The 21,456-nt window shown below is 61.0% G+C and carries 20 protein-coding genes; 7 read left to right on the top strand and 13 right to left on the bottom strand.

The features are described from left to right. Positions 1–17 precede the first annotated feature (17 nt). On the top strand, positions 18–1,217 hold the full coding sequence (locus HQ912_RS05735; RefSeq protein WP_173406567.1) for a glycosyltransferase family 4 protein: 1,200 nt from the start codon (positions 18–20) through the stop codon (positions 1,215–1,217). A gap of 129 nt (positions 1,218–1,346) precedes the next feature. Here HQ912_RS05735 and HQ912_RS05730 read toward each other — a convergent pair whose 3' ends face one another. From HQ912_RS05730 to HQ912_RS05720, 3 genes are all read right to left on the bottom strand, one after another. Further along, on the bottom strand, positions 1,347–2,450 hold the full coding sequence (locus tag HQ912_RS05730; RefSeq protein WP_047228643.1) for an NADH:flavin oxidoreductase: 1,104 nt from the start codon (positions 2,448–2,450) through the stop codon (positions 1,347–1,349). A 159-nt stretch (positions 2,451–2,609) separates the two neighbouring features. Continuing rightward, on the bottom strand, positions 2,610–3,092 hold the full coding sequence (locus tag HQ912_RS05725; protein ID WP_047228644.1) for a glutathione peroxidase: 483 nt from the start codon (positions 3,090–3,092) through the stop codon (positions 2,610–2,612). Between the two features lie 113 nt (positions 3,093–3,205). Beyond that, positions 3,206–3,691: a peptidylprolyl isomerase gene (locus tag HQ912_RS05720; protein WP_047228645.1), complete on the bottom strand. Its 486-nt coding sequence runs from the start codon at positions 3,689–3,691 to the stop codon at positions 3,206–3,208. Here HQ912_RS05720 and HQ912_RS05715 point away from each other — a divergent pair. Genes HQ912_RS05715 through HQ912_RS05705 form a run of 3 tightly spaced genes read left to right on the top strand, consistent with a single transcriptional unit; the run spans position 3,660 to position 7,065 of the window. Next, positions 3,660–3,998 (top strand): DUF3565 domain-containing protein, encoded by a 339-nt coding sequence (locus tag HQ912_RS05715; RefSeq protein ID WP_076383569.1) that lies wholly within the window; start codon positions 3,660–3,662, stop codon positions 3,996–3,998. The two genes, HQ912_RS05720 and HQ912_RS05715, sit on opposite strands and share 32 nt — an antisense overlap. Before the next feature lie 58 nt (positions 3,999–4,056). Further along, positions 4,057–6,156: a phosphate acetyltransferase gene (gene pta / locus HQ912_RS05710; protein WP_047228647.1), complete on the top strand. Its 2,100-nt coding sequence runs from the start codon at positions 4,057–4,059 to the stop codon at positions 6,154–6,156. After that, complete coding sequence (locus tag HQ912_RS05705) at positions 6,157–7,065, top strand: acyltransferase (protein ID WP_047228648.1); 909 nt, start codon at positions 6,157–6,159, stop codon at positions 7,063–7,065. 195 nt (positions 7,066–7,260) lie between these two features. Here the strand turns inward: HQ912_RS05705 and cysN are convergent, their stop codons facing one another. The 3 genes from cysN to HQ912_RS05690 form a co-directional block, all read right to left on the bottom strand. Then, on the bottom strand, positions 7,261–9,159 hold the full coding sequence (cysN, locus tag HQ912_RS05700) for a sulfate adenylyltransferase subunit CysN (RefSeq protein WP_173406566.1): 1,899 nt from the start codon (positions 9,157–9,159) through the stop codon (positions 7,261–7,263). Positions 9,160–9,168: 9 nt separating this feature from the next. Next, entirely contained in the window at positions 9,169–10,086 is a 918-nt protein-coding gene (gene cysD, locus HQ912_RS05695; RefSeq protein ID WP_003178041.1) for a sulfate adenylyltransferase subunit CysD, read from the bottom strand. A gap of 253 nt (positions 10,087–10,339) precedes the next feature. Next, positions 10,340–11,098, bottom strand: coding sequence for a Nif3-like dinuclear metal center hexameric protein (locus HQ912_RS05690; RefSeq protein WP_047228650.1), 759 nt, complete (start codon positions 11,096–11,098; stop codon positions 10,340–10,342). A 104-nt stretch (positions 11,099–11,202) separates the two neighbouring features. On the opposite strand from HQ912_RS05690, the gene algW reads away from it, so the two are divergent. From algW to HQ912_RS05675, 3 genes are all read left to right on the top strand, one after another. Further along, entirely contained in the window at positions 11,203–12,363 is a 1,161-nt protein-coding gene (gene algW / locus HQ912_RS05685; protein WP_047228651.1) for a Do family serine endopeptidase AlgW, read from the top strand. A gap of 170 nt (positions 12,364–12,533) precedes the next feature. After that, positions 12,534–14,639: a TonB-dependent siderophore receptor gene (locus HQ912_RS05680; protein ID WP_173406565.1), complete on the top strand. Its 2,106-nt coding sequence runs from the start codon at positions 12,534–12,536 to the stop codon at positions 14,637–14,639. Between the two features lie 12 nt (positions 14,640–14,651). Then, on the top strand, positions 14,652–15,371 hold the full coding sequence (locus tag HQ912_RS05675) for a DUF4198 domain-containing protein (RefSeq protein WP_047228653.1): 720 nt from the start codon (positions 14,652–14,654) through the stop codon (positions 15,369–15,371). 194 nt (positions 15,372–15,565) lie between these two features. On the opposite strand, the gene hisC is transcribed toward HQ912_RS05675, so the two are convergent. From hisC to HQ912_RS05640, 7 genes are all read right to left on the bottom strand, one after another. Continuing rightward, positions 15,566–16,618 carry a histidinol-phosphate transaminase gene (hisC, locus tag HQ912_RS05670; RefSeq protein WP_047228654.1) on the bottom strand — a complete coding sequence of 351 codons (1,053 nt, stop codon included), beginning with the start codon at positions 16,616–16,618 and terminating at the stop codon, positions 15,566–15,568. Next, complete coding sequence (gene hisD / locus HQ912_RS05665; RefSeq protein WP_047228655.1) at positions 16,615–17,958, bottom strand: histidinol dehydrogenase; 1,344 nt, start codon at positions 17,956–17,958, stop codon at positions 16,615–16,617. Before hisD ends, hisC begins: the two co-directional genes overlap by 4 nt. Before the next feature lie 123 nt (positions 17,959–18,081). Continuing rightward, positions 18,082–18,717, bottom strand: coding sequence for an ATP phosphoribosyltransferase (gene hisG, locus HQ912_RS05660; RefSeq protein WP_047228656.1), 636 nt, complete (start codon positions 18,715–18,717; stop codon positions 18,082–18,084). Between the two features lie 129 nt (positions 18,718–18,846). Beyond that, entirely contained in the window at positions 18,847–20,112 is a 1,266-nt protein-coding gene (gene murA / locus HQ912_RS05655; protein WP_018614024.1) for a UDP-N-acetylglucosamine 1-carboxyvinyltransferase, read from the bottom strand. Positions 20,113–20,134: 22 nt separating this feature from the next. After that, a complete protein-coding gene (locus tag HQ912_RS05650; protein ID WP_047228657.1) occupies positions 20,135–20,374 on the bottom strand; it encodes a BolA family protein in 240 nt (79 codons plus the stop codon). Between the two features lie 114 nt (positions 20,375–20,488). Then, positions 20,489–20,806 (bottom strand): lipid asymmetry maintenance protein MlaB, encoded by a 318-nt coding sequence (locus HQ912_RS05645; protein ID WP_047228658.1) that lies wholly within the window; start codon positions 20,804–20,806, stop codon positions 20,489–20,491. After that, positions 20,803–21,456, bottom strand: a complete 654-nt coding sequence (locus HQ912_RS05640) for a phospholipid-binding protein MlaC (RefSeq protein WP_047228659.1) — start codon at positions 21,454–21,456, stop codon at positions 20,803–20,805. Before HQ912_RS05640 ends, HQ912_RS05645 begins: the two co-directional genes overlap by 4 nt.

The raw sequence follows: 21,456 nt of genomic DNA, 5'->3' as shown, positions 1-21,456 counted from the left end.
AGCGTCACAATGGCGAAATGGCCCCGGTCGACACTGGGGTCATGAGCACACACCTGCATATCACCCTCATCACCGAAACCTTCCCGCCGGAAATCAATGGCGTGGCCAATACCCTGGGCCGCCTGTGCGACGGCTTGCGCGCTCGCGGGCATCAGGTGGAATTGATACGGCCCCGTCAGGCTGGCGACCAACGCCAGGCCAGCGACGAGCAGTTGTTGCTGTGCCGAGGCTGGCCGCTACCGGGGTATCCGGGCTTGCAGTGGGGCCAGGCTTCGATGCACAAGCTGCTGCGGCGCTGGAAACGTCATCGCCCGGACGTGCTGTATATCGCCACGGAAGGGCCGCTGGGTTTATCGGCATTGCGGGCGGCCCGGCGCCTGGGCATCTCGGTGGTCAGTGGCTTCCACACCAATTTCCAGCAATACACCCAGCAGTATGGCCTCGGGTTGTTGAGTCGTGTCCTCACCCATTACCTGCGCTGGTTCCACAACAGCTCCAGCCTGACCCTGGTGCCGAGCCTCAGCCAGCGCATGGAGCTGGAACGCCGGCATTTCGAGCGCGTGGCGCTGTTGTCCCGCGGTGTGGACAGCCAACTGTTCCATCCGATCAAACGCTCGACAACCCTGCGTGAGGCCTGGGGCTTGGGCGATGACGATATTGCGCTGATCCACGTCGGGCGTCTGGCGTCGGAGAAGAACCTGGGTCTGCTCAAACGCAGTTTCAACACACTGTGCAGCGCTTTCCCGGAGCGGCGGCTGAAACTGGTGGTAGTAGGCGACGGTCCACAACGGGCCGCGCTGCAACAGGAACTGCCCGACGCGATCTTTTGTGGGGCCCAGCGTGGCGAATCGCTGGCCTGCCACTATGCGTCCGGGGATGTATTCGTCTTTCCGAGCCTGACCGAAACCTTCGGCAATGTCGTGCTGGAGGCGCTGGCGTCCGGGTTGGGTGTGGTGGCCTATGATCAGGCCGCGGCGGCGCAACACATCCGTCACGGTCACAACGGCGTGCTGGCCATGCCGGGGGATGAAGAGGCGTTCTGCGACGCGGCCCGGTGGCTGCTGGAAGAGCGTGAAACCTTGCGTTGTGTGCGGCTCAATGCGCGCCAGCATGCCAGTCGCCAGGGCTGGCCATCGGTGATCGAGCAGTTCGAGACGCAGTTGCGCGGGGTTTGTGTCGGTGAACAGGTGATGCCAGCTGCGCCGACGGTGCGCTGATTTTTTCAGTGATGCTGGGGCCGCCATCGCGAGCAGGCTCGCTCCCACAGGGTGTTGTGTTGATCACACGTTCGGTGAACAACCCAAATCCGGTGTGGGAGCGAGCCTGCTCGCGATGGCAGGCGCCGCTTAAACCAGTGTCATCAACGCCTCACGGCTGAACGGCAAGATCTCCTGCTCCCGGCCTTCACGCACTTTTTGCGCCCAATCCGGGTCTACCAGCAGGGCTCGCCCCACCGCCACCAGGTCGAACTCATCATTGTTCAGGCGCTCCAGCAGTTTCTCCAGGCTGGCCGGCTGCGCGACTTTGTCGGTGTTGACCATAAACTGCAGGAACTCGCCATCCAGGCCAACGCTGCCGACGGTGATGGTTGGCTTGCCGGTCAGCTTGCGGGTCCAGCCCGCCAGATTCAGCTCGGAGCCTTCGAATTCAGGCTCCCAGAAGCGACGTGTCGAGCAATGGAAAATATCCACACCGGCCTCTGCCAAAGGCTTGAGGAATTCGCCCAAGGCCTCTGGCGTTTGCACCAGGCGCGCGGTGTAGTCCTGCTGCTTCCATTGGGAGAAACGGAAGATGATCGGGAACCCTTCACCTACCGCAGCACGCACGGCGCGGATCAGTTCGATGGCGAAGCGCGATCGGTTGGCCAGACTTCCACCATAACCGTCGGTGCGCTGGTTGCTGCCCTCCCAGAAGAACTGGTCCACCAGGTAACCATGGGCGCCGTGGATCTCCACGCCGTCCATGCCGATGCTCTGGGCGTCTTTCGCCGCCTGGGCGAACGCTGCGATGACTTCGTCGATATCCGCCTGGGTCATGCCGTGAACCACGACCTGGCCGTCCTTGAGTTTTTCCGAAGGACCATAGCCCGGCACGCTCGCGTCCGGCTCGGTCCCCAAGCGCCGCACGTTACCTACGTGCCAGAGCTGCGGAACGATCTTGCCGCCTTCGGCATGCACGGCATCAACCACTTGTTTCCAGCCGGCCAGCGCGGCCTCGCCGTAAAAATGCGGCACGTTCGGATAACCGTTGGAGGCCTTATGCCCGACGGTCGTGCCTTCGGTAATGATCAGACCGACGCCGGCCGCCGCGCGACGGCGGTAATATTCCACGACCTTGGCGTTCGGCACGCCGCCTGGGGAAAAGGAGCGAGTCATCGGCGCCATCACGACCCGGGTCGGCAGCTCCAGCGCACCGAGATGGAAGGGTTTGAACAAGGCTTTTACAGGCATGGGACACTCCACGGAAACAGGGTCGCAGGTCGAATATGACAGCGATAATATGGACCGTGGAAAGCAATGGGTAGCACTATTGATTTGAATGATTGTGGATCAAAAGGAAGCCGAGAGGAGTGTGCCCGCACACAACAGGGTGATGGTTGCTCCAGAGGTTCAGCTCAAGGCTTTTTCGATAGCCTGGATCACGGCCGGATCATCCGGCGCCGTGCGCGGTGAGAAACGCGCCAGCACCCGACCGTCCTTGCCCAGCAGGAACTTCTCGAAGTTCCAGGTGATGTCCCCCGGAAACTCGGCCCCCTCGCCTGCCAGCAGACGGTACAACTGATGACGGTCGTGCCCGTTCACTTCCAGTTTGCTGGACAACGGGAACGTCACACCATAATTGAGGCTGCAGAAATCCTGGATTTCCTGTTCCGTCCCCGGCTCTTGTCCGGCGAACTGGTTGCAAGGCAGGCCCAGCACACAGAACCCCTTGGCCTTGTATTGCTGATAGAGGTTTTCCAACGCAGCGTACTGAGGTGTCAGGCCACATTTGGAGGCGACGTTGACCACCAGCACGACTTGCCCCTTGAACGGCGCCAGATCAAGTTCCTGACCATCCAGGGCTTTAAGTTTAAGGTCGTGGAAAGCACTCATGACGAACTCCAGGTTTGCGGATCTTTTCGAACAGCCATGGACGATGCTAACAGCAACAGACTAAAAAGGCGCCGTAAGGCGCCTTTCCAGTTCACTTGAGCGTAGCGCACAAATCAGTGGTGATGACCACCTTCGCCATGGACGTGACCATGGGCGATTTCTTCCTGGCTGGCATCACGAATGTCGACGATCTTGACCTGGAAGTTCAAGCGCTGACCGGCCAACGGGTGGTTGCCGTCAACGGTGACGTCATCGCCTTCCAGGTCGCGGATGGTGACGATCTGCATCTGGCCATCGGGGGCCGAAGCGTGGAACTGCATGCCTACTTCCAGCTCATCCACGCCCTCGAACATGCTGCGGCTCAGGGTGCTGACCAGCTCGGCGGAGTATTCGCCATAAGCATCTTCCGGCTCAACGGTAACGTTCAGCTCGTCACCGGAAGTTTTACCTTCCAGGGCTTTTTCCAGACCCTGGATGATGTTGCCTGCGCCATGCAGGTAGACCAGCGGAGCGCCGCCGGCAGAGCTGTCGATGACCTCACCAGCGTCGTTGGTCAGGGTATAGTCGATGGAGACAGCCTTATTGGCGGCGATCAGCATGGGGCGAGACCTTTTGCATAAGAATGAAGAACGGACAAGTCTAAACAAGGATTTGCCCGAAAGCGAACGGAACCCGGACAAACGGGCTTGTTCGAACAGACCGACGGTCACCGGTTTTCATCAGGATGAGGACGGGCACTGGGTGGCCGAGCTGTCCTGTGGCCACACCCAGCATCTGCGCCACCTGCCGCCGTGGCAGTCCCGGGCCTGGGTGCTGGACCCGGCGCAACGTATTGAAAAAATAGGCCAGTCCTTTGACTGCGGCTGGTGCGCACAGGCCCCGGTTAGCGATAACCTTGGCGCCTGAATTGACGGTAGACGGCAGTTATAGCCTCGCCTTTGCCATGCACCTTTAGAGAATCCGCATGCAAACTTTTTTTATCGCGCCCACCGATTTTGGTGTGGGTCTGACCTCCATCAGCCTCGGGCTGGTGCGCACACTCGAACGGGCCGGGCTGAAAGTCGGTTTTTTCAAACCTATCGCCCAGCCCCATCCCGGCGATACCGGACCGGAACGCTCCACCGAACTGGTGGCCCGCACCCACGGCCTCAAGCCGCCGCAGCCACTGGGCCTGGCGCACGTCGAACGCATGCTCGGCGACGGCCAGCTCGATGAGTTGCTGGAAGAAATCATCACCCTCTACCAGCAGGCTGCCATCGGCAAGGACGTGCTGGTCGTCGAGGGCATGGTCCCGACCCGCAACGCCAGCTATGCCGCGCGGGTCAACCTGCACCTGGCCAAGAGCCTGGACGCCGAGGTCATCCTGGTGTCGGCGCCGGAGAACGAAGTGCTGACCGAGCTTTCCGGTCGCGTCGAGCTGCAGGCGCAGTTGTTCGGCGGGCCCAAAGACCCGAAAGTCCTCGGCGTGATCCTGAACAAAGTCCATACCGAGGAAAGCATGGAGGCCTTCTCCGCGCGGCTCAAGGAGCACTCGCCGCTGTTGCGCAGCGGCGATTTCCGCCTGCTGGGTTGCATCCCGTTCCGCCCCGAACTCAACGCCCCACGCACCCGTGACGTGGCCGACCTGATGGGCGCGCAGGTGCTCAATGCCGGCGATTACGAAACCCGGCGCATGAGCAACATCATTATTTGCGCCCGCACCATGCGCAACACCGTGGAGCTGCTCAAGCCCGGCGTGCTGGTGGTGACCCCGGGTGATCGCGACGACATCATCCTGGCCGTGAGCCTGGCAGCGCTCAACGGCGTACCGTTGGCCGGCCTGCTGCTGACCAGCGACACCCTGCCCGACCCGCGCATCATGGACCTGTGTCGAGGCGCCTTACAGGCGGGGCTTCCGGTGCTGTCGGTCAGTACCGGGTCTTACGACACCGCCAACCTGCTCAATGGCTTGAACAAGGAAATTCCGATCGACGACCGCGAACGTGCGGAGATCATCACCGATTTTGTCGCCAGCCACCTGGATGCCAAATGGCTGCATCAGCGTTGCGGTACGCCACGGGAAATGCGCTTGTCGCCGGCCGTGTTCCGCTACCAATTGATCCAGCGCGCCCAGGCCGCCGACAAACGCATTGTGCTGCCTGAGGGCAGTGAACCGCTGACAGTCCAGGCCGCCGCCATTTGCCAGGCCCGAGGCATCGCTCGCTGCGTGCTACTGGCCAAACCGGCGGACGTCGAGGCAGTGGCTCGAGCCCAGGGCATCGAACTGCCGCCGGGGCTGGAGATCCTCGACCCGGATTCGATTCGTGAGCGTTACGTCGAACCGATGGTGCGGCTGCGCAAGAGCAAAAGCCTGAACGCGCCGATGGCCGAACAGCAACTGGAAGACACCGTGGTGATCGGCACCATGATGCTGGCGCTCGATGAAGTCGACGGGCTGGTATCCGGTGTTATCCACTCCACCGCCAACACCATCCGCCCGGCCTTGCAACTGATCAAGACCGCCCCGGGATGTTCGCTGGTGTCTTCGGTGTTTTTCATGCTGTTCCCCGAAGAAGTGCTGGTCTATGGCGACTGCGTGATGAACCCGCATCCCAGCGCCGCGGAGCTGGCGGAGATTGCCCTGCAAAGCGCCGACTCGGCTGCCGCGTTCGGCATCACGCCACGGGTGGCAATGCTCAGCTATTCCAGCGGCGAGTCGGCCAGCGGTGAAGAGGTGGAGAAAGTCCGCGAAGCCACCCTGCTGGCCCACGAGGCGCAACACGGCTTGCTGATCGACGGGCCGCTGCAATACGACGCCGCCGCCAACGAAACCGTGGCCCGACAACTGGCGCCCAATAGCCAGGTGGCCGGCCGGGCGACGGTGTTCATCTTCCCGGACCTGAACACCGGCAACACCACCCACAAGGCCGTGCAACGCAGCGCCGATTGCGTCAGCCTCGGGCCAATGCTGCAAGGCCTGCGCAAGCCCGTAAACGACTTGCCCCGCGGCGCTCAGGTCGACGACATCGTGTACACCATCGCCCTGACCGCGATCCAGGCCGCCAACCGACCCATGGATATTTAAATGCTGGATTTCCTGCCTGCTCCTGTGCGCGGCGTCATTGCCTCGCTGCTGTTGGCGTTGAACACCATCGCCTGCTGCACCCCGCTGTTCATCGTGGCAATCTTCAAGCTGTTGCTGCCCTTCCCCGCCGCCCAGCGTTTCACCGACTGGCTGATGGGCCACATTCATGAAGCCTGGATCAGCAACAACAAGGCCTGGATGAACTTGCTGCGCCGCACCCGCTGGCACCTCAGCGGCCTGGAAGGCCTGGACTACCAGCACTCGTACCTGATCACCAGCAACCACCAGAGTTGGGTCGACATCATGGTGTTGCAGTACGTGCTGAACCGGCGCATTCGCCCATTGAAGTTCTTTCTCAAGCAGGAACTGATCTGGGTACCGGTGATCGGCCTGGCTTGGTGGGCCCTGGGGTTCCCGTTCATGAAGCGCTACTCCAAGGCTTACCTGGAGAAGTACCCGGAAAAGAAAGGCAAGGACCTGGAAACCACCCGCAAGACCTGCGCGAAATTTCGCAACAACCCCGTGGGCATCTTCAACTTCGTCGAAGGCACACGCTTCACCGAAGGCAAGCATGCCCAGCAACAGTCACCCTTTCGCTACCTGCTCAAACCCAAGGCCGGTGGGATTGCGTTTGTGCTCGATGCCATGGGCGAACAGCTGGAGTCGATCATCAACGTGACCATCCACTATCCCGGCGGCCGACCGGGGTACTGGGATTTGCTCTGCGGAAAAGTTGACGAAGTGGTGGTGCATTTCCAGGAACTGAAGATTCCGCCGCAGTTCATCGGCAGGAACTACGACCAGGACGGCGCCTATCGCCTGGAGTTCCAGGGCTGGATCAATCAGTTGTGGCAGGACAAGGATGCGTTGCTGGAACAGATGCATCGGGAGTATCCAGACCGCCATTGAATCCCTTGTGGGAGCGAGCCTGCTCGCGATTGCGGTGTCTCAGCTTGGATAAATGGAGACTGACCCACCGCTATCGCGAGCAGGCTCGCTCCCACAGTTGACCGAGTTGTTCCTTGAAATGAAAAAGCCCGCAGATGATCGCTCATCTGCGGGCTTTTTCTTGTCGCTTGAAGCTAGAAGCTTGCAGCGGCTTCCCTAGATCGCCCCACGCTTGCGCAGCAGATCCAGCACTTGCTTGACGCTCTCTTCCAACGACAGCGACTGGGTGTCGATCACCAGATCGGCGTCCAGCGGCACGTCATACGGGAAGGACTCACCGGGGATGTTGTCGCCGGCAGCAGCGTACAAACCTTGCGGATCACGCTGGGCGCAGACGATTGGCGAGGCCTGGACATAGACCGTCAGCAGACGTTCCTTGCCGATCAGGTCTTTGGCCTGCTCGCGCCCTTCTGCATTCGGCGCGACGAACGCGGCGAGGGTCAGCAGCCCGGCTTCGTTGAACTGACGGGCAACGTGGGCCGCACGACGCCAGTTCTCGGTACGTCCGGCACGGTCCTGTGGCAAGCCCTTGTTCAAGTCATGACGCAGGTTCTGGCCATCGAGCACGAAGACCGCACGACCCATGTCGAACAGCTTGCGTTCCACCGCATAGGCCAGCGTGCTTTTGCCAGCACCCGACAGGCCGCTGAACAGCACCGTGGCCGGTTGCTGGCCGAAGCGTTGGGCGCGCTCTTCCACCGACACATGAGCCAGTTTGCCGTGGTGCGTGCTGCTGCCGTGAGCCAGCGGCTGGGCGACGATCATGCCGGCGCCGACAGTGCCATTGGTCAGGCGATCGATGACGATGAACGCGCCGGTGGTGCGGTTGCTCTCGTAACCGTCCAGGGCGATCGGCGCATCCAGGGCGATCTTCACCTTGCCGATTTCGTTGAGCTGCAACGCGCTGGCCGGTCCCTCTTCCAAGGTGTTCACGTCGACCTTGTTGACGATGCTGGCAATCGAGCCCGGCACATAACTGGTGGCGCGCTTGATGTCGTATTTCTTGCCCGGCAGCATCGGCTCTTCGGCCATCCACACCAACATCGCTTCGAAGCTGTCGGTGACCGGCGGCACGCTGTCGGCATGCACCAGCAGGTCGCCACGGGAGATGTCGATCTCATCTTCCATGGTCAGCGTCACTGCCTGGCCAGGGCCGGCGTGTTCCAGCTCGCCTTCGAAAGTGACGATGGACTTCACGCGGCTGCTCTTGCCCGAAGGCAGCACCACCACTTCGTCGCCCTTGTGCACGATGCCGCTGGCCAGGGTGCCGGCGAAACCGCGGAAGTTCAGGTTCGGACGGTTGACGTACTGTACCGGGAAACGTAGGTCGGTGAAGTTGCGGTCACCCGCCACTTCCACGGTCTCGAGGATTTCCATCAGCGACTGGCCGGTGTACCACGGCGAGCGCTCGGACTTGTTCACCACGTTGTCGCCCTTGAGGGCCGACATCGGCACGAAGTGCATGCTGGTGGGCTTCATCTTCAAGCCTTCGGCGAACTTCAGATAGTCGGCCTTGATCGACTCGAATACGCCCTGGTCGAAGTCCTTGAGGTCCATCTTGTTGATGGCCACGACGATATGCTTGATGCCCAGCAACGAGGCGATAAAGCTGTGGCGACGGGTCTGGGTCTGCACGCCGTAGCGGGCATCCACCAGAATGATCGCCAGGTCACAGGTGGAGGCACCGGTGGCCATGTTGCGGGTGTACTGCTCATGGCCCGGGGTGTCGGCGATGATGAATTTGCGCTTGGCCGTGGAGAAATAGCGGTACGCGACATCGATGGTGATGCCTTGCTCGCGCTCGGCCTGCAAGCCATCGACCAGCAACGCCAGGTCGATGTCGTCACCGGTGGTGCCGACTTTCTTCGAATCGCGGGTAATGGCTTCCAGATGATCTTCGTAGATCATCTTGGAGTCGTGCAGCAGGCGCCCGATCAGGGTGCTCTTGCCGTCGTCGACGTTACCGCAGGTCAAAAAACGCAGCAGCTCTTTGCGCTCGTGCTGGCCCAGGTAAGCGAGGATGTCCTCGCTGATCAAATCAGATTGGTGCGACATGACAACCCCTTAGAAATAACCCTGACGTTTCTTATCTTCCATCGAGCCTGCGCCATCGTGGTCGATGACCCGGCCCTGGCGCTCGGAAGTTCGCGTCAGGAGCATTTCCTGAATGATGTCCGTCAGGCTTTCGGCCTCGGACTCCACCGCGCCCGTCAACGGGTAGCAGCCAAGGGTGCGGAAACGCACTTTCTTTTTGACGATACGGGCTTTGTCTTCATCGGACAGGTGCTCGAGGATGCGCTCGTCGTCGATCATGATCAGCGTGCCGTTCTTCTCGATCACTTCGCGCTCGGCGGCGAAGTACAGCGGCACGATCGGGATACCTTCGAGGTAGATGTACTGCCAGATGTCCAGCTCGGTCCAGTTCGACAGCGGGAATACGCGGATCGACTCGCCTTTGTTGACCTTGCCGTTGTAGACGTTCCACAGCTCGGGGCGCTGGTTCTTCGGATCCCAGCGATGCTTGCTGTCGCGGAACGAGTACACGCGCTCCTTGGCGCGGGACTTCTCTTCATCGCGGCGGGCACCACCAAAAGCGGCGTCGAAACCATACTTGTCCAAAGCCTGTTTCAGGCCTTCGGTCTTCATGATGTCGGTGTGCTTGGCGCTGCCGTGAGTAAACGGGTTGATGCCTTGCGCCACGCCGTCCGGGTTCACGTGAGTGATCAGGTCCAGGCCCAGCTCTTCAACCATGCGGTCGCGGAACTTGTACATTTCCTGGAATTTCCAGCGGGTGTCGACATGCATCACCGGAAACGGCAGCTTGCCGGGGAAGAACGCCTTGCGTGCCAGGTGCAGCATCACGGCGGAGTCTTTACCGATGGAGTACAGCATCACCGGGTTATCGAACTCGGCGGCCACCTCGCGGATGATGTGGATGCTTTCCGCCTCCAGCTGTTTCAGATGCGTCAGTTTGTCGACCATGGCTACTCACGAAAACTTTCTTATGAACGGCCAGCGGGCCGTGTTCGAGCGGGGAATCCTAGCACAGCGACCTCTTCTAATCAGGGCGCCAACTAGATCGAAACAGCATATGGATATGCCTGCCGGTTCGGGCGTTGCAACAGCCTTTTGTGGGAGCGAGCTTGCTCGCGATAGCAGTGTATCAGTCGGCATTGAAGTTGACTGACCCTCCGCTATCGCGAGCAAGCTCGCTCCCACAGGGGATTACACGTGATCAAATGGGATTCGGGCAATCTATGAAGATATGCTCCAAAGCAAAGCGCCGCGCCAGGTAATCGCCCAATGCCTGCACACCATAGCGCTCGGTCGCATGGTGCCCGGCGGCGATGAAGCTGATGCCGTTTTCCCGGGCGCTGTGAAAGGTCTGCTCGGATGCCTCGCCACTGAGAAACAGATCAACCCCGGCCAGCACGGCCTGATCGATGTAGCCCTGGCCTCCGCCCGTGCACCAGCCGACCCGGCGGATCATCTGCTCGCCTTCGATCAACAAAGGTTCGCGGCCCATGACTTCCTGCACTTTACGGGCGAAGTCCCGAGGCGTCATCGGTTCGGACAAGGAGCCCACCAGGCCGACGACCTTGGGGTTGTCCGGGTCCAGCGGCCCTTCGACGGTAATGTCCAACTGGCGAGCCAATTGCACGTTATTGCCCACCTCGGCATGCAGATCCAGCGGCAAGTGGTAGGCCAGCAGACTGATATCGTGCTTGAGCAAGGTTTTGAGGCGACGTTGCTTCATGCCGGTGACGCACGGATTTTCGCCTTTCCAGAAATACCCGTGATGCACCAGCACCAGATCAGCGTCAGCCTCCACTGCAGCATCGAGCAATGCCTGGCTGGCGGTGACACCGCTGACAATGCGCGTCACCTGAGGGGCGCCTTCGACCTGCAAACCGTTGGGGCAGTAATCGGCAATCCTGGCGGCGGCCAGGTAACGATCCGCTTCTTCTACCAGGGTGTTCAGGGCTACGGCCATGAAAAGACTCCTAAATATCCCGTTCAGAGGCGCGCGCGGCCTCGTATAATGCGCGACATTATGGGCGGTCTCACACCGCCTGCAACCTTTGTAGGACGTGCTTAATGCTCAAGGCGCTGCGTTTTTCCGGCTGGCCTCTGTTGGCCGGCGTGCTTGTCGCTCTACTGATTATCCAGCGTTATCCGGAGTGGGTCGGCCTACCGAGCCTCGACGTCAACCTGCAGCAGGCGCCACAGACCAAGGCACTGCAACAAGGGCCGGTGTCCTACGCCGATGCCGTGACGATCGCGGCACCGGCCGTGGTCAACCTGTACACCACCAAGGTCGTCAACAAATCCAGCCATCCCCTGTTCGAAGACCCGCAGTTCCGGCGCTTCTTCGGCGACAACTCACCCAAGCAGAAACGCATGGAGTCGAGCCTGGGTTCGGGCGTGATCATGAGCCCTGAAGGTTATATCCTGACCAACAACCACGTCACCAGCGGCGCCGACCAGATTGTGGTGGCGCTCAAGGATGGTCGCGAAACCCTGGCCCGGGTGATCGGCAGCGACCCGGAAACCGACCTCGCGGTGCTGAAGATCGACCTGAAGAACCTGCCGGCCATCACCATTGGGCGTTCGGACAGCATCCGCATCGGCGATGTCACCCTGGCCATCGGCAACCCCTTCGGCGTCGGCCAGACCGTGACCATGGGCATCATCAGCGCCACTGGGCGCAATCAGTTGGGCCTGAACAATTACGAAGACTTCATCCAGACCGATGCCGCGATCAACCCCGGGAACTCCGGCGGCGCGCTGGTGGATGCCAACGGCAATCTGACCGGGATCAACACGGCGATCTTCTCCAAGTCCGGCGGCAGCCAGGGCATCGGTTTTGCGATTCCGGTGAAGCTGGCCATGGAAGTGATGAAGTCCATCATCGAACACGGCCAGGTGATTCGCGGCTGGCTGGGTATTGAAGTGCAGCCGCTGTCCCAGGAGCTGGCGGAGTCCTTCGGTCTGTCCGGGCGTCCCGGGATCGTGGTAGCAGGCATTTTCCGCGATGGCCCGGCCCAGAAGGCCGGCCTGCAACTGGGCGACGTGATCCTGAGCATCGACGGCGAACCCGCCGGTGACGGCCGTCGCTCGATGAACCAGGTGGCGCGGATCAAACCCACCGACAAGGTCGCCATCCAGGTGATGCGCAACGGCAAGGAGCTCAAGCTCACCGCAGAAATCGGTTTGCGCCCACCGCCGGCACCGGTGGTGGTGAAGGAAGAAGAGTAACTGCGCGATAGCAACGGCCTTGCTGGCCAAGAGTCCCTTGTGGTGAGGGAGCTTGCTCCCTCGCCACAAAAAACCGTGTTCGCCGCGGTTATTTTAGTCGGCCAGGAATAGCATAAATTCTCATTAGTAGTGTTATATTGTTTCAATACTAAAAATTGGAACAAGATAACATGTCATCTCTAAAACGGATTTCCCTCGCCAGCCTGGCCTTGGGTCTGCTGGGTGACCCGGTGATCGCCGAGGAAATCCAGCCGATGGAACTGGACGCCATCAACGTCTCTGCCGACTACGAATCCCCTACCGGGCCGGTGACGGGCTATCGCGCCACTCGCTCCGCCAGCGCCACCAAAACCGACACCGCCCTGCGGGACATCCCGCAATCGATCAGTGTGATCCCCGCCAGCGTCCTCAATGATCTGGGCAGCACCAACGTCGAACGGGCCCTGGAATATGCCGGCGGCGTGTCAAAGCAAAACAACTTCGGCGGCCTGACACTCTACGAATACAGCGTGCGTGGCTTTACCACTTCGGAGTTCTACAAGGACGGCTTCAGCGCCAACCGCGGTTATCCGAGTACGCCGGATGCGGCCAACATTGAACGCATCGAGGTGCTTAAAGGACCGGCGGCCAGCCTGTACGGGCGCGGCGACCCCGGCGGTACGGTGAACATCGTCACCAAGAAGCCCCAGCCCGAAGCCTTCACCACCCTGCAAACCAGCGCCGGCAGTTGGGATCGCTACCGCACCGCGCTGGACGTCAACACACCACTGGACGCTGAGGGCAATCTGCTGTCGCGGGTCAACTTGGCGATCGAGGACAATCACAGCTTTCGCGATCACGTCCAGAGCAAGCGCGTCTTCGTCGCCCCCTCCCTCAGTTGGCAACTGAGCCCCGATACGCGCCTGCTGGTGGAAAGTGAAATCGTGCGTCACAGCTCAACGTTCGATCGCGGCATCGTGGCGCCGAACAACCGTTGGAGCGGTGTTTCCCGCTCGACCTTTTTGGGCGAACCCAACGACGGCGACATCGACAACCACAACAACATGCTCCAGGCGGCCCTCGAACATCAGCTCAACGACGCCTGGCAACTGCGCCTGGCCAGCCATTACAAACAGGGCGAACTCTGGGGATTCGCCTCCGAAGCGCGGCCGCTGAACGCCGACGGTCGTACGGTGAACCGCCGCTACCGCGAGCGCGACAACAATTGGCACGACAGCATTACCCAACTTGAATTACGCGGGCTGTTTGACCTCGGGCCCTGGCAGCACGAATTGCTGATCGGCACCGAATACGAGGACTATCGCAAGAACGAGCGCGTGACCACGATCAACGGTGGCACTTACCCCATCGACATCTATCAACCGGTCTATGGCCAGCCGAAACCTGATGGTCAACGTACCGGCACCGATTTTTTCGAGCGTGTGAAAAGCCGTGCGCTGAATCTTCAGGACCAGATCGTCTTCACCGACAAACTGCGGGGCATGCTCGGCGTGCGTTATGAGCATTTCGAGCAGAGCATTGACGACCACACCACGCAGCTCACCAGCCGCCAGCGTCATGACACCTTCACGCAACGGGCCGGCCTGCTGTACCAACTGACACCCGAGGTCGGACTGTTCGCCAACGCCTCCACCTCGTTCAAGCCCAACAATGGCCTGGATGCCGGGGGCAATACCTTCGATCCGGAGGAAGGCGTTGGCTATGAAGTGGGGATCAAGAGCGAGCTGTTCGATGATCGCCTGAGCACCACCCTGGCGGCGTTCCATATCGAAAAGGAAAACGTCCTGGCGCGGGACCCGGCCACAGACTCCAACCGCGCCATGGGCAAGGCCCGCAGCCAGGGACTCGATCTGCAGGTCACCGGGCAGGTAACTGACGCCATCCGGGTGATCGGCGCCTTCGCCTACATCGATGCCGAAGTGACCAAGGGTGACGAAACCATTCCCACTGGCAGCCGGATTCTTGGCGTCGCCAAGCACAGCGGCAGCCTGCTCGGCGTCTACGAATTCCAGGACGGCCACCTGCGCGGCTCCGACGTGGGTGCGGCATTCACATACGTCGGAGATCGCTCCGGCGAAGCCGGCAAGGACTTCGAACTGCCGGCCTACCACACCGTGGATCTGCTGGCCCATTACAAAGCCAGCGACAACGTCACCGTGGGCCTGAACCTGAACAACGTCTTCGACGAAAAATACTACGAGCGCTCGTACAGCAACTACTGGGTCAACCCCGGCGAGCCACGCAACTTTACCGTCAGCCTCACCCTTGATCTGTAAAAAGGAAAATCAATGAAATACCCCAAGACCTTCGCCCTTCTCAGCCTGTTCCTGGCCACACAAGCCTCGGCCCATGGCCTGTGGACCGAACAACGGCGCGGCAACATCGAAGTGATCTACGGCCACGGCGCCGAGGACAATGCCTTCAAGGCGCAGAAAATCAGCGGTGCGTGGGCCTATGACCTGGGCGGCAAGATGATCCCGGTCACCGTCGAACGCTTGCCCGACCATGCTCGCTTGCAACCCCTCAAGCCACCGGCCGTGATGGCCGTGGAACTGGACAATGGCATGTGGTCCCAGACCGCTGACAAGAAATGGATCAACGAAGGCCGCACGAAGGTGCCCGGGGCGATTGAATCGACCCACACCTTCAAGTACAGCCTGGCGATCTACGAGCCGGGAGCGAAGTTGCCGAAACTTGATCAGGTCAAGTTCCTGATCCTGCCGGAAGTCGACCCGCTGACCGTAGGCCCGGGCCAGTCACTGCCGGTACGGGTGCTGCTGGACGGGAAACCGGCCGCCGGGGTGAAGCTGGTGGGTGATTACCGCAGCGCACCGGACACCGTATCAGCAGAAACCGACGCCGAAGGCCGGGCCAAGGTGCTGGTGCGTAACGAAGGGTTGAATGTGATCGCCGCGCAGATGGAAATTGCGCTCAAGGACAACAAGGACGTGGCCACGCGCGGGGTGTTCACCTCGCTGACCTTCCTGGGTGAAGAGCATCACGAGTAAGGCCCAACAACTGTGGGAGCGAGTCTGCTCGCGATGGCGGTGGATCAGCCAGATGGATGTTGACTGACACTACGCCATCGCGAGCAGGCTCGCTCCCACAGGGTGCCTCTGCTGGTTACAAAATTTGTATTCGCAACGACTCTACTGTGGGAGCGAGCCTGCTCGCGATAAGGCCATCAGCCCCCTTCCTAACTTTAGAGTTCACCCAGGGCTTCGATCAGCGCCTGGTTCTGCTCCGGCGTGCCGATGCTGATTCGTAGGAACTGGGCAATCCGCTCCTGCTTGAAGTGCCGCACGATCACGCCTTGTTCGCGCAATTTCGCCGCCAGCCCTGCCGCATCGTGCCGGGGGTGACGGGCGAAGATGAAGTTGGCCGCCGAAGGCAACACGTCAAAGCCCTTGGCCTGCAACTGCGCCACCACCCATTCACGGTGCTCGATGACCAACCGGCAGGTCTGCTCGAAATACTCCCGATCGTCGAACGCCGCCGCGCCCCCGACATTCGCCAGGCGATCCAGGGGGTAGGAGTTGAAGCTGTTCTTGATCCGCTCCAGCGCTTCGATCAGGTCCGGATGGCCCACCGCCAGGCCCACCCGCAATCCTGCCAATGAGCGGGACTTGGACAGGGTCTGGGTCACCAGCAGGTTCGGATAGCGGTCCACCAGACTGATGGCGGTCTCGCCGCCGAAGTCGATATAGGCTTCATCAACCACCACCACCGAGTCCGGGCTGGCCTTGAGGATCTGCTCGACCGCTTCCAGGGCCAGCAGGCAGCCGGTGGGAGCGTTCGGATTGGGGAAGATGATCCCGCCGTTTGGTTTGGCATAGTCCGCCGGGTCGATCTGGAACTGCGCGTCCAGCGGCACTGCGTCGAACTGGATGCCGTACAGCCCGCAATACACCGGATAAAAGCTGTAACTGATGTCCGGGAACAACAGCGGCTGATCGTGCTGCAGCAGCCCGTGGAAAATGTGCGCCAGCACTTCGTCCGAACCGTTACCCAGGAACACCTGGTTGCTCTGCACGCCGTAATAGCGGGCCACGGCATTTTTCAGCAGGTCGCTGTTGGGATCCGGGTACAGGCGCAGGTTGTCGTTCAGCTCGGTTTGCATCGCCGCCAGGGCCTTGGGCGACGGGCCGTAGGGGTTCTCGTTGGTGTTGAGCTTGACCAGGCGGGTCAGCTTCGGCTGTTCGCCCGGCACGTAAGGCACCAGGTTCTTGACGAACGGGCTCCAGAATTTACTCATTTCAGTTTCCCCTGCCCTTCAATGGAGCGCTCATCAAGGATGCGGTATTCGGCACTGCGGGCGTGGGCGCTCAGCGACTCGCCACGGGCCAGCACCGAAGCGGTCTTGCCCAGTTCGGACGCACCTTGCTCGGAGCAGAAGATGATCGACGAACGTTTCTGGAAGTCATACACCCCCAGCGGCGACGAGAAACGCGCCGTACCGGAAGTCGGCAAGACGTGGTTGGGACCTGCGCAATAGTCACCCAGGGCTTCGCTGGTGTGGCGGCCCATGAAGATCGCACCGGCGTGGCGGATCTGCGGCAGCCAGGCCTGCGGGTCAGCGACCGACAACTCCAGGTGCTCCGGCGCGATGCGGTTGGCGACCTCGATGGCCTGTTCCATGTTCTCGACCTTGATCAGCGCGCCACGGCCGTTGATCGAGGTGTTGATGATCTCGGCGCGGTCCATGGTCGGCAGCAGCTTGTCGATGCTGGCAGCCACTTTGTCGAGGAACTCGGCGTCCGGGCTGACCAGGATCGCCTGGGCGTCTTCGTCGTGCTCGGCCTGGGAAAACAGGTCCATGGCGATCCAGTCCGGGTCGGTCTGGCCGTCGCACACCACGAGAATTTCCGAAGGCCCGGCGATCATGTCGATGCCGACCTGGCCAAACACGTGGCGTTTGGCGGTGGCGACATAGATGTTGCCAGGCCCCACCACCTTGTCGACCCGCGGCACGCTCTCGGTGCCATAGGCCAGCGCAGCCACGGCCTGGGCGCCACCAATGGTGAACACCCGGTCCACCCCGGCGATGCAGGCAGCGGCCAGCACCAGTTCATTGATTTCGCCGCGCGGGGTCGGCACCACCATGACCACTTCGGTCACGCCGGCAACCTTGGCCGGAATCGCGTTCATCAGCACCGAGGACGGATACGATGCCTTGCCACCCGGCACGTACAGGCCGGCGCGGTCCAGCGGCGTGACCTTCTGGCCCAGCACCGTGCCGTCGGCTTCGGTGTAGCTCCAGGAGTCCTGTTTCTGCCTCTCGTGATAGTCGCGCACCCGCGATGCGGCTTTTTCCAGGGCTTCGCGCTGCGGCACCGTGATCCGGGTCAGGGCCAGTTCCAGGCGCTCGCGCGGCAGGATCAGATCAGCCATGGATGCCACTTGCAGGCCATCGAATTTTTGGGTGAATTCCACCAAAGCTGCATCGCCACGCTCGCGCACAGCCTTGATGATGTCCAGCACCCGCTGATTGACCGAGTCGTCAGACACACTTTCCCAGCTCAGCAGATGATCCAGATGATGTGCGAAATCCGGGTCGGCAGCGTTGAGTCGGCGAATCGAAGTGGGAGCGGTCATAGCGAGGGCCTCATTAATGGCAAATGCTCAGGCGCCCTAAGCTACCAGTCCATTCGCGTGGGCACCTGAGAAAATTGGCTATGACACGGATAGACGGGCGCGACTCAAGGTCGCGCAGGTGAATCAGCCGCGGTGTCGCGATTCCACTGCCTTGCGCAGGGTATCGATCAGAGCCTGGATACGGGCGTGCTGCATTTTCATCGAAGCCTTGTTGACGATCAGCCGGGAGGTGATGTCGGCAATGAAATCCTGGGGCTCCAGGCCATTGGCCCGCAGGGTGTTGCCGGTGTCGACCACATCGATGATCTTGTCCGCCAGGCCGATCAGCGGCGCCAGCTCCATCGAACCGTACAACTTGATGATATCGACCTGACGGCCCTGCTCGGCGTAATAACGCTTGGCAATGTTGACGAACTTGGTCGCCACCCGCAAACGGCCCTTGGGCTCTGGCGCACCGACTTTGCCGGCGGTCATCAGCTTGCAGCGGGCGATCCGCAGGTCCAGGGGCTCGTACAGGCCCTGGCCGCCGTACTCCATCAGCACGTCCTTACCGGCAACGCCCAGGTCGGCGGCACCATGTTCAACGTAAGTCGGAACATCGGTGGCGCGCACGATCAGCAAGCGCACATCGGCTTGAGTCGTAGGAATGATCAGCTTGCGGCTCTTGTCCGGATTCTCGGTCGGCACGATGCCCGCTTCAGCCAGAAGCGGCAAGGTGTCATCAAGGATGCGGCCCTTGGACAGTGCAATGGTCAACATGGGAAACGTCAGTCCTTATCAAGGTACTCATGCCCGGTCGCAAGCGGCGCCGGACACACATCGAGGGTGTTACCACCCTCGACCTGAAACGAAATCAACAGGCGCGTCCCTGCGCCCATGCAGCCGGACCTAGCCCGGTACGCGACGGATCTTGGCGCCGAGCATCTGCAGTTTCTCTTCGATGCACTCGTAACCACGGTCGATGTGGTAGATACGGTCGATCAGGGTGTCGCCTTCGGCAACCAGGGCCGAAATCACCAGACTGGCCGAAGCCCGCAGGTCGGTGGCCATCACTGGCGCGCCCTTGAGTTTCTCGGTACCGGTCACGATGGCGGTGTTGCCTTCGACCTGGATCTTGGCGCCCATGCGGTGCAGTTCGTAGACGTGCATGAAACGGTTTTCGAAGATCGTCTCGATCACCGCACCGGTGCCTTCGGCAATGGCGTTGAGGGAGATGAACTGCGCCTGCATGTCGGTCGGGAACGCCGGGTACGGGGCGGTCCGCACGTTGACGGCTTTAGGCCGCTTGCCGTGCATGTTCACTTCGATCCAGTCTTCGCCGCAGGTGACTTCGGCACCGGCTTCCTTGAGTTTCTCCAGGACGGCTTCAAGAATGGTCGGATCGGTGTCCTTGACCTTGACGCGGCCACCGGTGACAGCAGCAGCCACCAGATAGGTGCCGGTTTCGATCCGGTCCGGCATCACTTTGTAAGTGGCCGAATGCAGGCGCTCAACACCATCGATGGTGATGGTATCGGTGCCGGCGCCGCTGATCTTGGCGCCCATGGCGATCAGGAAGTTCGCCAGGTCGACCACTTCAGGCTCGCGAGCGGCGTTTTGCAGCACGCTGCGGCCCTTGGCCAGTGCGGCCGCCATCATGATGTTCTCGGTACCGGTCACACTGACGGTATCGAAGAAGAAGTGAGCGCCGCGCAGGCCGCCTTCAGGCGCCTTGGCCTTGATGTAGCCACCCTCGACGTCGATCACCGCACCCATGGCTTCCAGGCCGCGGATATGCAGGTCCACCGGACGCGAGCCGATGGCGCAACCACCCGGCAAGGCAACTTCGGCTTCACCAAAACGGGCGACCATCGGTCCCAGTACCAGAATCGACGCACGCATGGTCTTCACCAGTTCGTACGGGGCGATCAGGGTCTTGATGGTGCGGGGGTCGATCTCGACGCTGAGCTTTTCGTCGATCACCGGTTCAATGCCCATGCGACCGAACAGCTCGATCATGGTGGTGATGTCGTGCAGGTGCGGCAGGTTCGCCACGGTCACCGGGCCATCGCACAGCAACGTCGCGGCCAGGATCGGCAGGGCGGAGTTCTTTGCCCCGGAGATGCGGATTTCGCCATCAAGACGAACGCCGCCGGTAATAATCAGTTTATCCATAAGAATCTCGACGCCCTTGGGCTCAGGTGCGCTCGGCCCAGGCCGCGCGGCTGAAAAATTTCATAGTGACCGCATGGATGCTGCCATCGGCGATCCACGGGTTCAAATGGGCATAGATCTGCTGCTGACGCTTCACCGGGCTCAACGCCGCCAGTTCATCGCTGATCACGTTCAGCTGAAAGTTGCAGCCTTCGCCCTCAACTTCAATGACAGTTTCGGGCAGCTTTCCTTCAAGGAAGCTCTTCACTTCTACGGCCTGCATGCTCAACCTCTATCGGCGCCCTGTGCGCACGGGTCGCACATCATACAAAAAAGCCCCGCGCCTGCGAACCCCGCGAAGCAGGACTCTGACGGGGGGCTTTTTCAGGGATGTGGGTCAGGAGTGCACCAACAGCTCGGTCAGTTCGCTGACCTGGGCTATTTCGCGCATGTCTTCGGGCATCCCACGGATGCTCCAGGTTTTTCCGGCAGCTTTGGCGTCACGCATGAAGCACAGCAGCAGGGACAGGCCGACACTGCTGGACTTCTGCACCGCCGAGCAGTCAATGACCAGCTCTGCGGCGCCGGCAGAGCCGATCAGCGCCTGGCCCTGCTTGCGCAAGACCGGGCCAGTGCGATAGTCCAGCACGCCACTGAGCAACAGCTCGCCAGATTCGCCCAAACGAACGGCCGACTCACTCGCCAACTCACTCATTGCGCCTGCTTCTCTTGAGCATCCTGGGCAACTTCCTTGGCCTTGGCGACTTCACCGGCCCAACCGTCGATGGTTTTGTCCAGATCATTGCCGTTTTGCTGCATCGCATCAGCGAACTGATCGCGGAACAGCTTGCCGATGTTGATGCCATTGATGATCACGTTACGCACCTTCCACTCGCCGTTGATTTTCTCGAGCGTGTAGGACACAGGGTAGATCGCGCCGTTATTGCCCTTGACCTGCATATCGACGCTGGTGCGGTTGCCGCTTTCGTCCTTGGCCGGCGAAACGGTGATGCCCTGGTTGTTGTATTCGAGCAAGGCGTTGCCATAGAACTGCATCAGGCTGCGCTTGAAGTTTTCCTGGAAGCGCGTCATCTGCGCCGGGGTCGCCTTGCGCGAGTACTTGACGGTCATGATGCTTCGGGAAATACCGTCGGCATCCACCACGGGACCGACGATGCCGTTCAGCGCGTCGTAGAACGCCCCCGGATCCTGCTTGTATTTCTCTTTGTTGGCGGCCAGGTCTGCCAGCAACCGGGTGGTAGTGTCCTGGATGATTTCATGGGCCGAAGGCGCGGCCACGGCGTTGGCCATCAGCGGCAGCGCCGCGAGCAGCACCAACAGGCTACGTCGCAAGATAGAGATCAT

The sequence above is a fragment of the Pseudomonas sp. MPDS genome, from assembly GCF_013283895.1.
Lineage (GTDB): Bacteria > Pseudomonadota > Gammaproteobacteria > Pseudomonadales > Pseudomonadaceae > Aquipseudomonas > Aquipseudomonas rhizophila.
This window is presented reverse-complemented; position numbering and strand designations above follow the sequence as displayed.

Coding starts and splice junctions, on each gene's coding strand:
- HQ912_RS05680 (WP_173406565.1), top strand. CDS start 12,534: ATGTCATCTCTAAAACGGATTTCCCTCGCCAGCCTGGCCTTGGGTCTG.
- hisG (WP_047228656.1), bottom strand. CDS start 18,717: ATGTTGACCATTGCACTGTCCAAGGGCCGCATCCTTGATGACACCTTG.
- pta (WP_047228647.1), top strand. CDS start 4,057: ATGCAAACTTTTTTTATCGCGCCCACCGATTTTGGTGTGGGTCTGACC.
- HQ912_RS05650 (WP_047228657.1), bottom strand. CDS start 20,374: ATGCAGGCCGTAGAAGTGAAGAGCTTCCTTGAAGGAAAGCTGCCCGAA.
- HQ912_RS05725 (WP_047228644.1), bottom strand. CDS start 3,092: ATGAGTGCTTTCCACGACCTTAAACTTAAAGCCCTGGATGGTCAGGAA.
- cysD (WP_003178041.1), bottom strand. CDS start 10,086: ATGGTCGACAAACTGACGCATCTGAAACAGCTGGAGGCGGAAAGCATC.
- HQ912_RS05705 (WP_047228648.1), top strand. CDS start 6,157: ATGCTGGATTTCCTGCCTGCTCCTGTGCGCGGCGTCATTGCCTCGCTG.
- HQ912_RS05720 (WP_047228645.1), bottom strand. CDS start 3,691: ATGCTGATCGCCGCCAATAAGGCTGTCTCCATCGACTATACCCTGACC.
- hisD (WP_047228655.1), bottom strand. CDS start 17,958: ATGACCGCTCCCACTTCGATTCGCCGACTCAACGCTGCCGACCCGGAT.
- HQ912_RS05690 (WP_047228650.1), bottom strand. CDS start 11,098: ATGGCCGTAGCCCTGAACACCCTGGTAGAAGAAGCGGATCGTTACCTG.
- algW (WP_047228651.1), top strand. CDS start 11,203: ATGCTCAAGGCGCTGCGTTTTTCCGGCTGGCCTCTGTTGGCCGGCGTG.
- HQ912_RS05640 (WP_047228659.1), bottom strand. CDS start 21,456: ATGATCTCTATCTTGCGACGTAGCCTGTTGGTGCTGCTCGCGGCGCTG.
- murA (WP_018614024.1), bottom strand. CDS start 20,112: ATGGATAAACTGATTATTACCGGCGGCGTTCGTCTTGATGGCGAAATC.
- HQ912_RS05675 (WP_047228653.1), top strand. CDS start 14,652: ATGAAATACCCCAAGACCTTCGCCCTTCTCAGCCTGTTCCTGGCCACA.
- cysN (WP_173406566.1), bottom strand. CDS start 9,159: ATGTCGCACCAATCTGATTTGATCAGCGAGGACATCCTCGCTTACCTG.
- HQ912_RS05645 (WP_047228658.1), bottom strand. CDS start 20,806: ATGAGTGAGTTGGCGAGTGAGTCGGCCGTTCGTTTGGGCGAATCTGGC.
- hisC (WP_047228654.1), bottom strand. CDS start 16,618: ATGAGTAAATTCTGGAGCCCGTTCGTCAAGAACCTGGTGCCTTACGTG.
- HQ912_RS05715 (WP_076383569.1), top strand. CDS start 3,660: ATGGAGACAGCCTTATTGGCGGCGATCAGCATGGGGCGAGACCTTTTG.
- HQ912_RS05730 (WP_047228643.1), bottom strand. CDS start 2,450: ATGCCTGTAAAAGCCTTGTTCAAACCCTTCCATCTCGGTGCGCTGGAG.
- HQ912_RS05735 (WP_173406567.1), top strand. CDS start 18: ATGGCCCCGGTCGACACTGGGGTCATGAGCACACACCTGCATATCACC.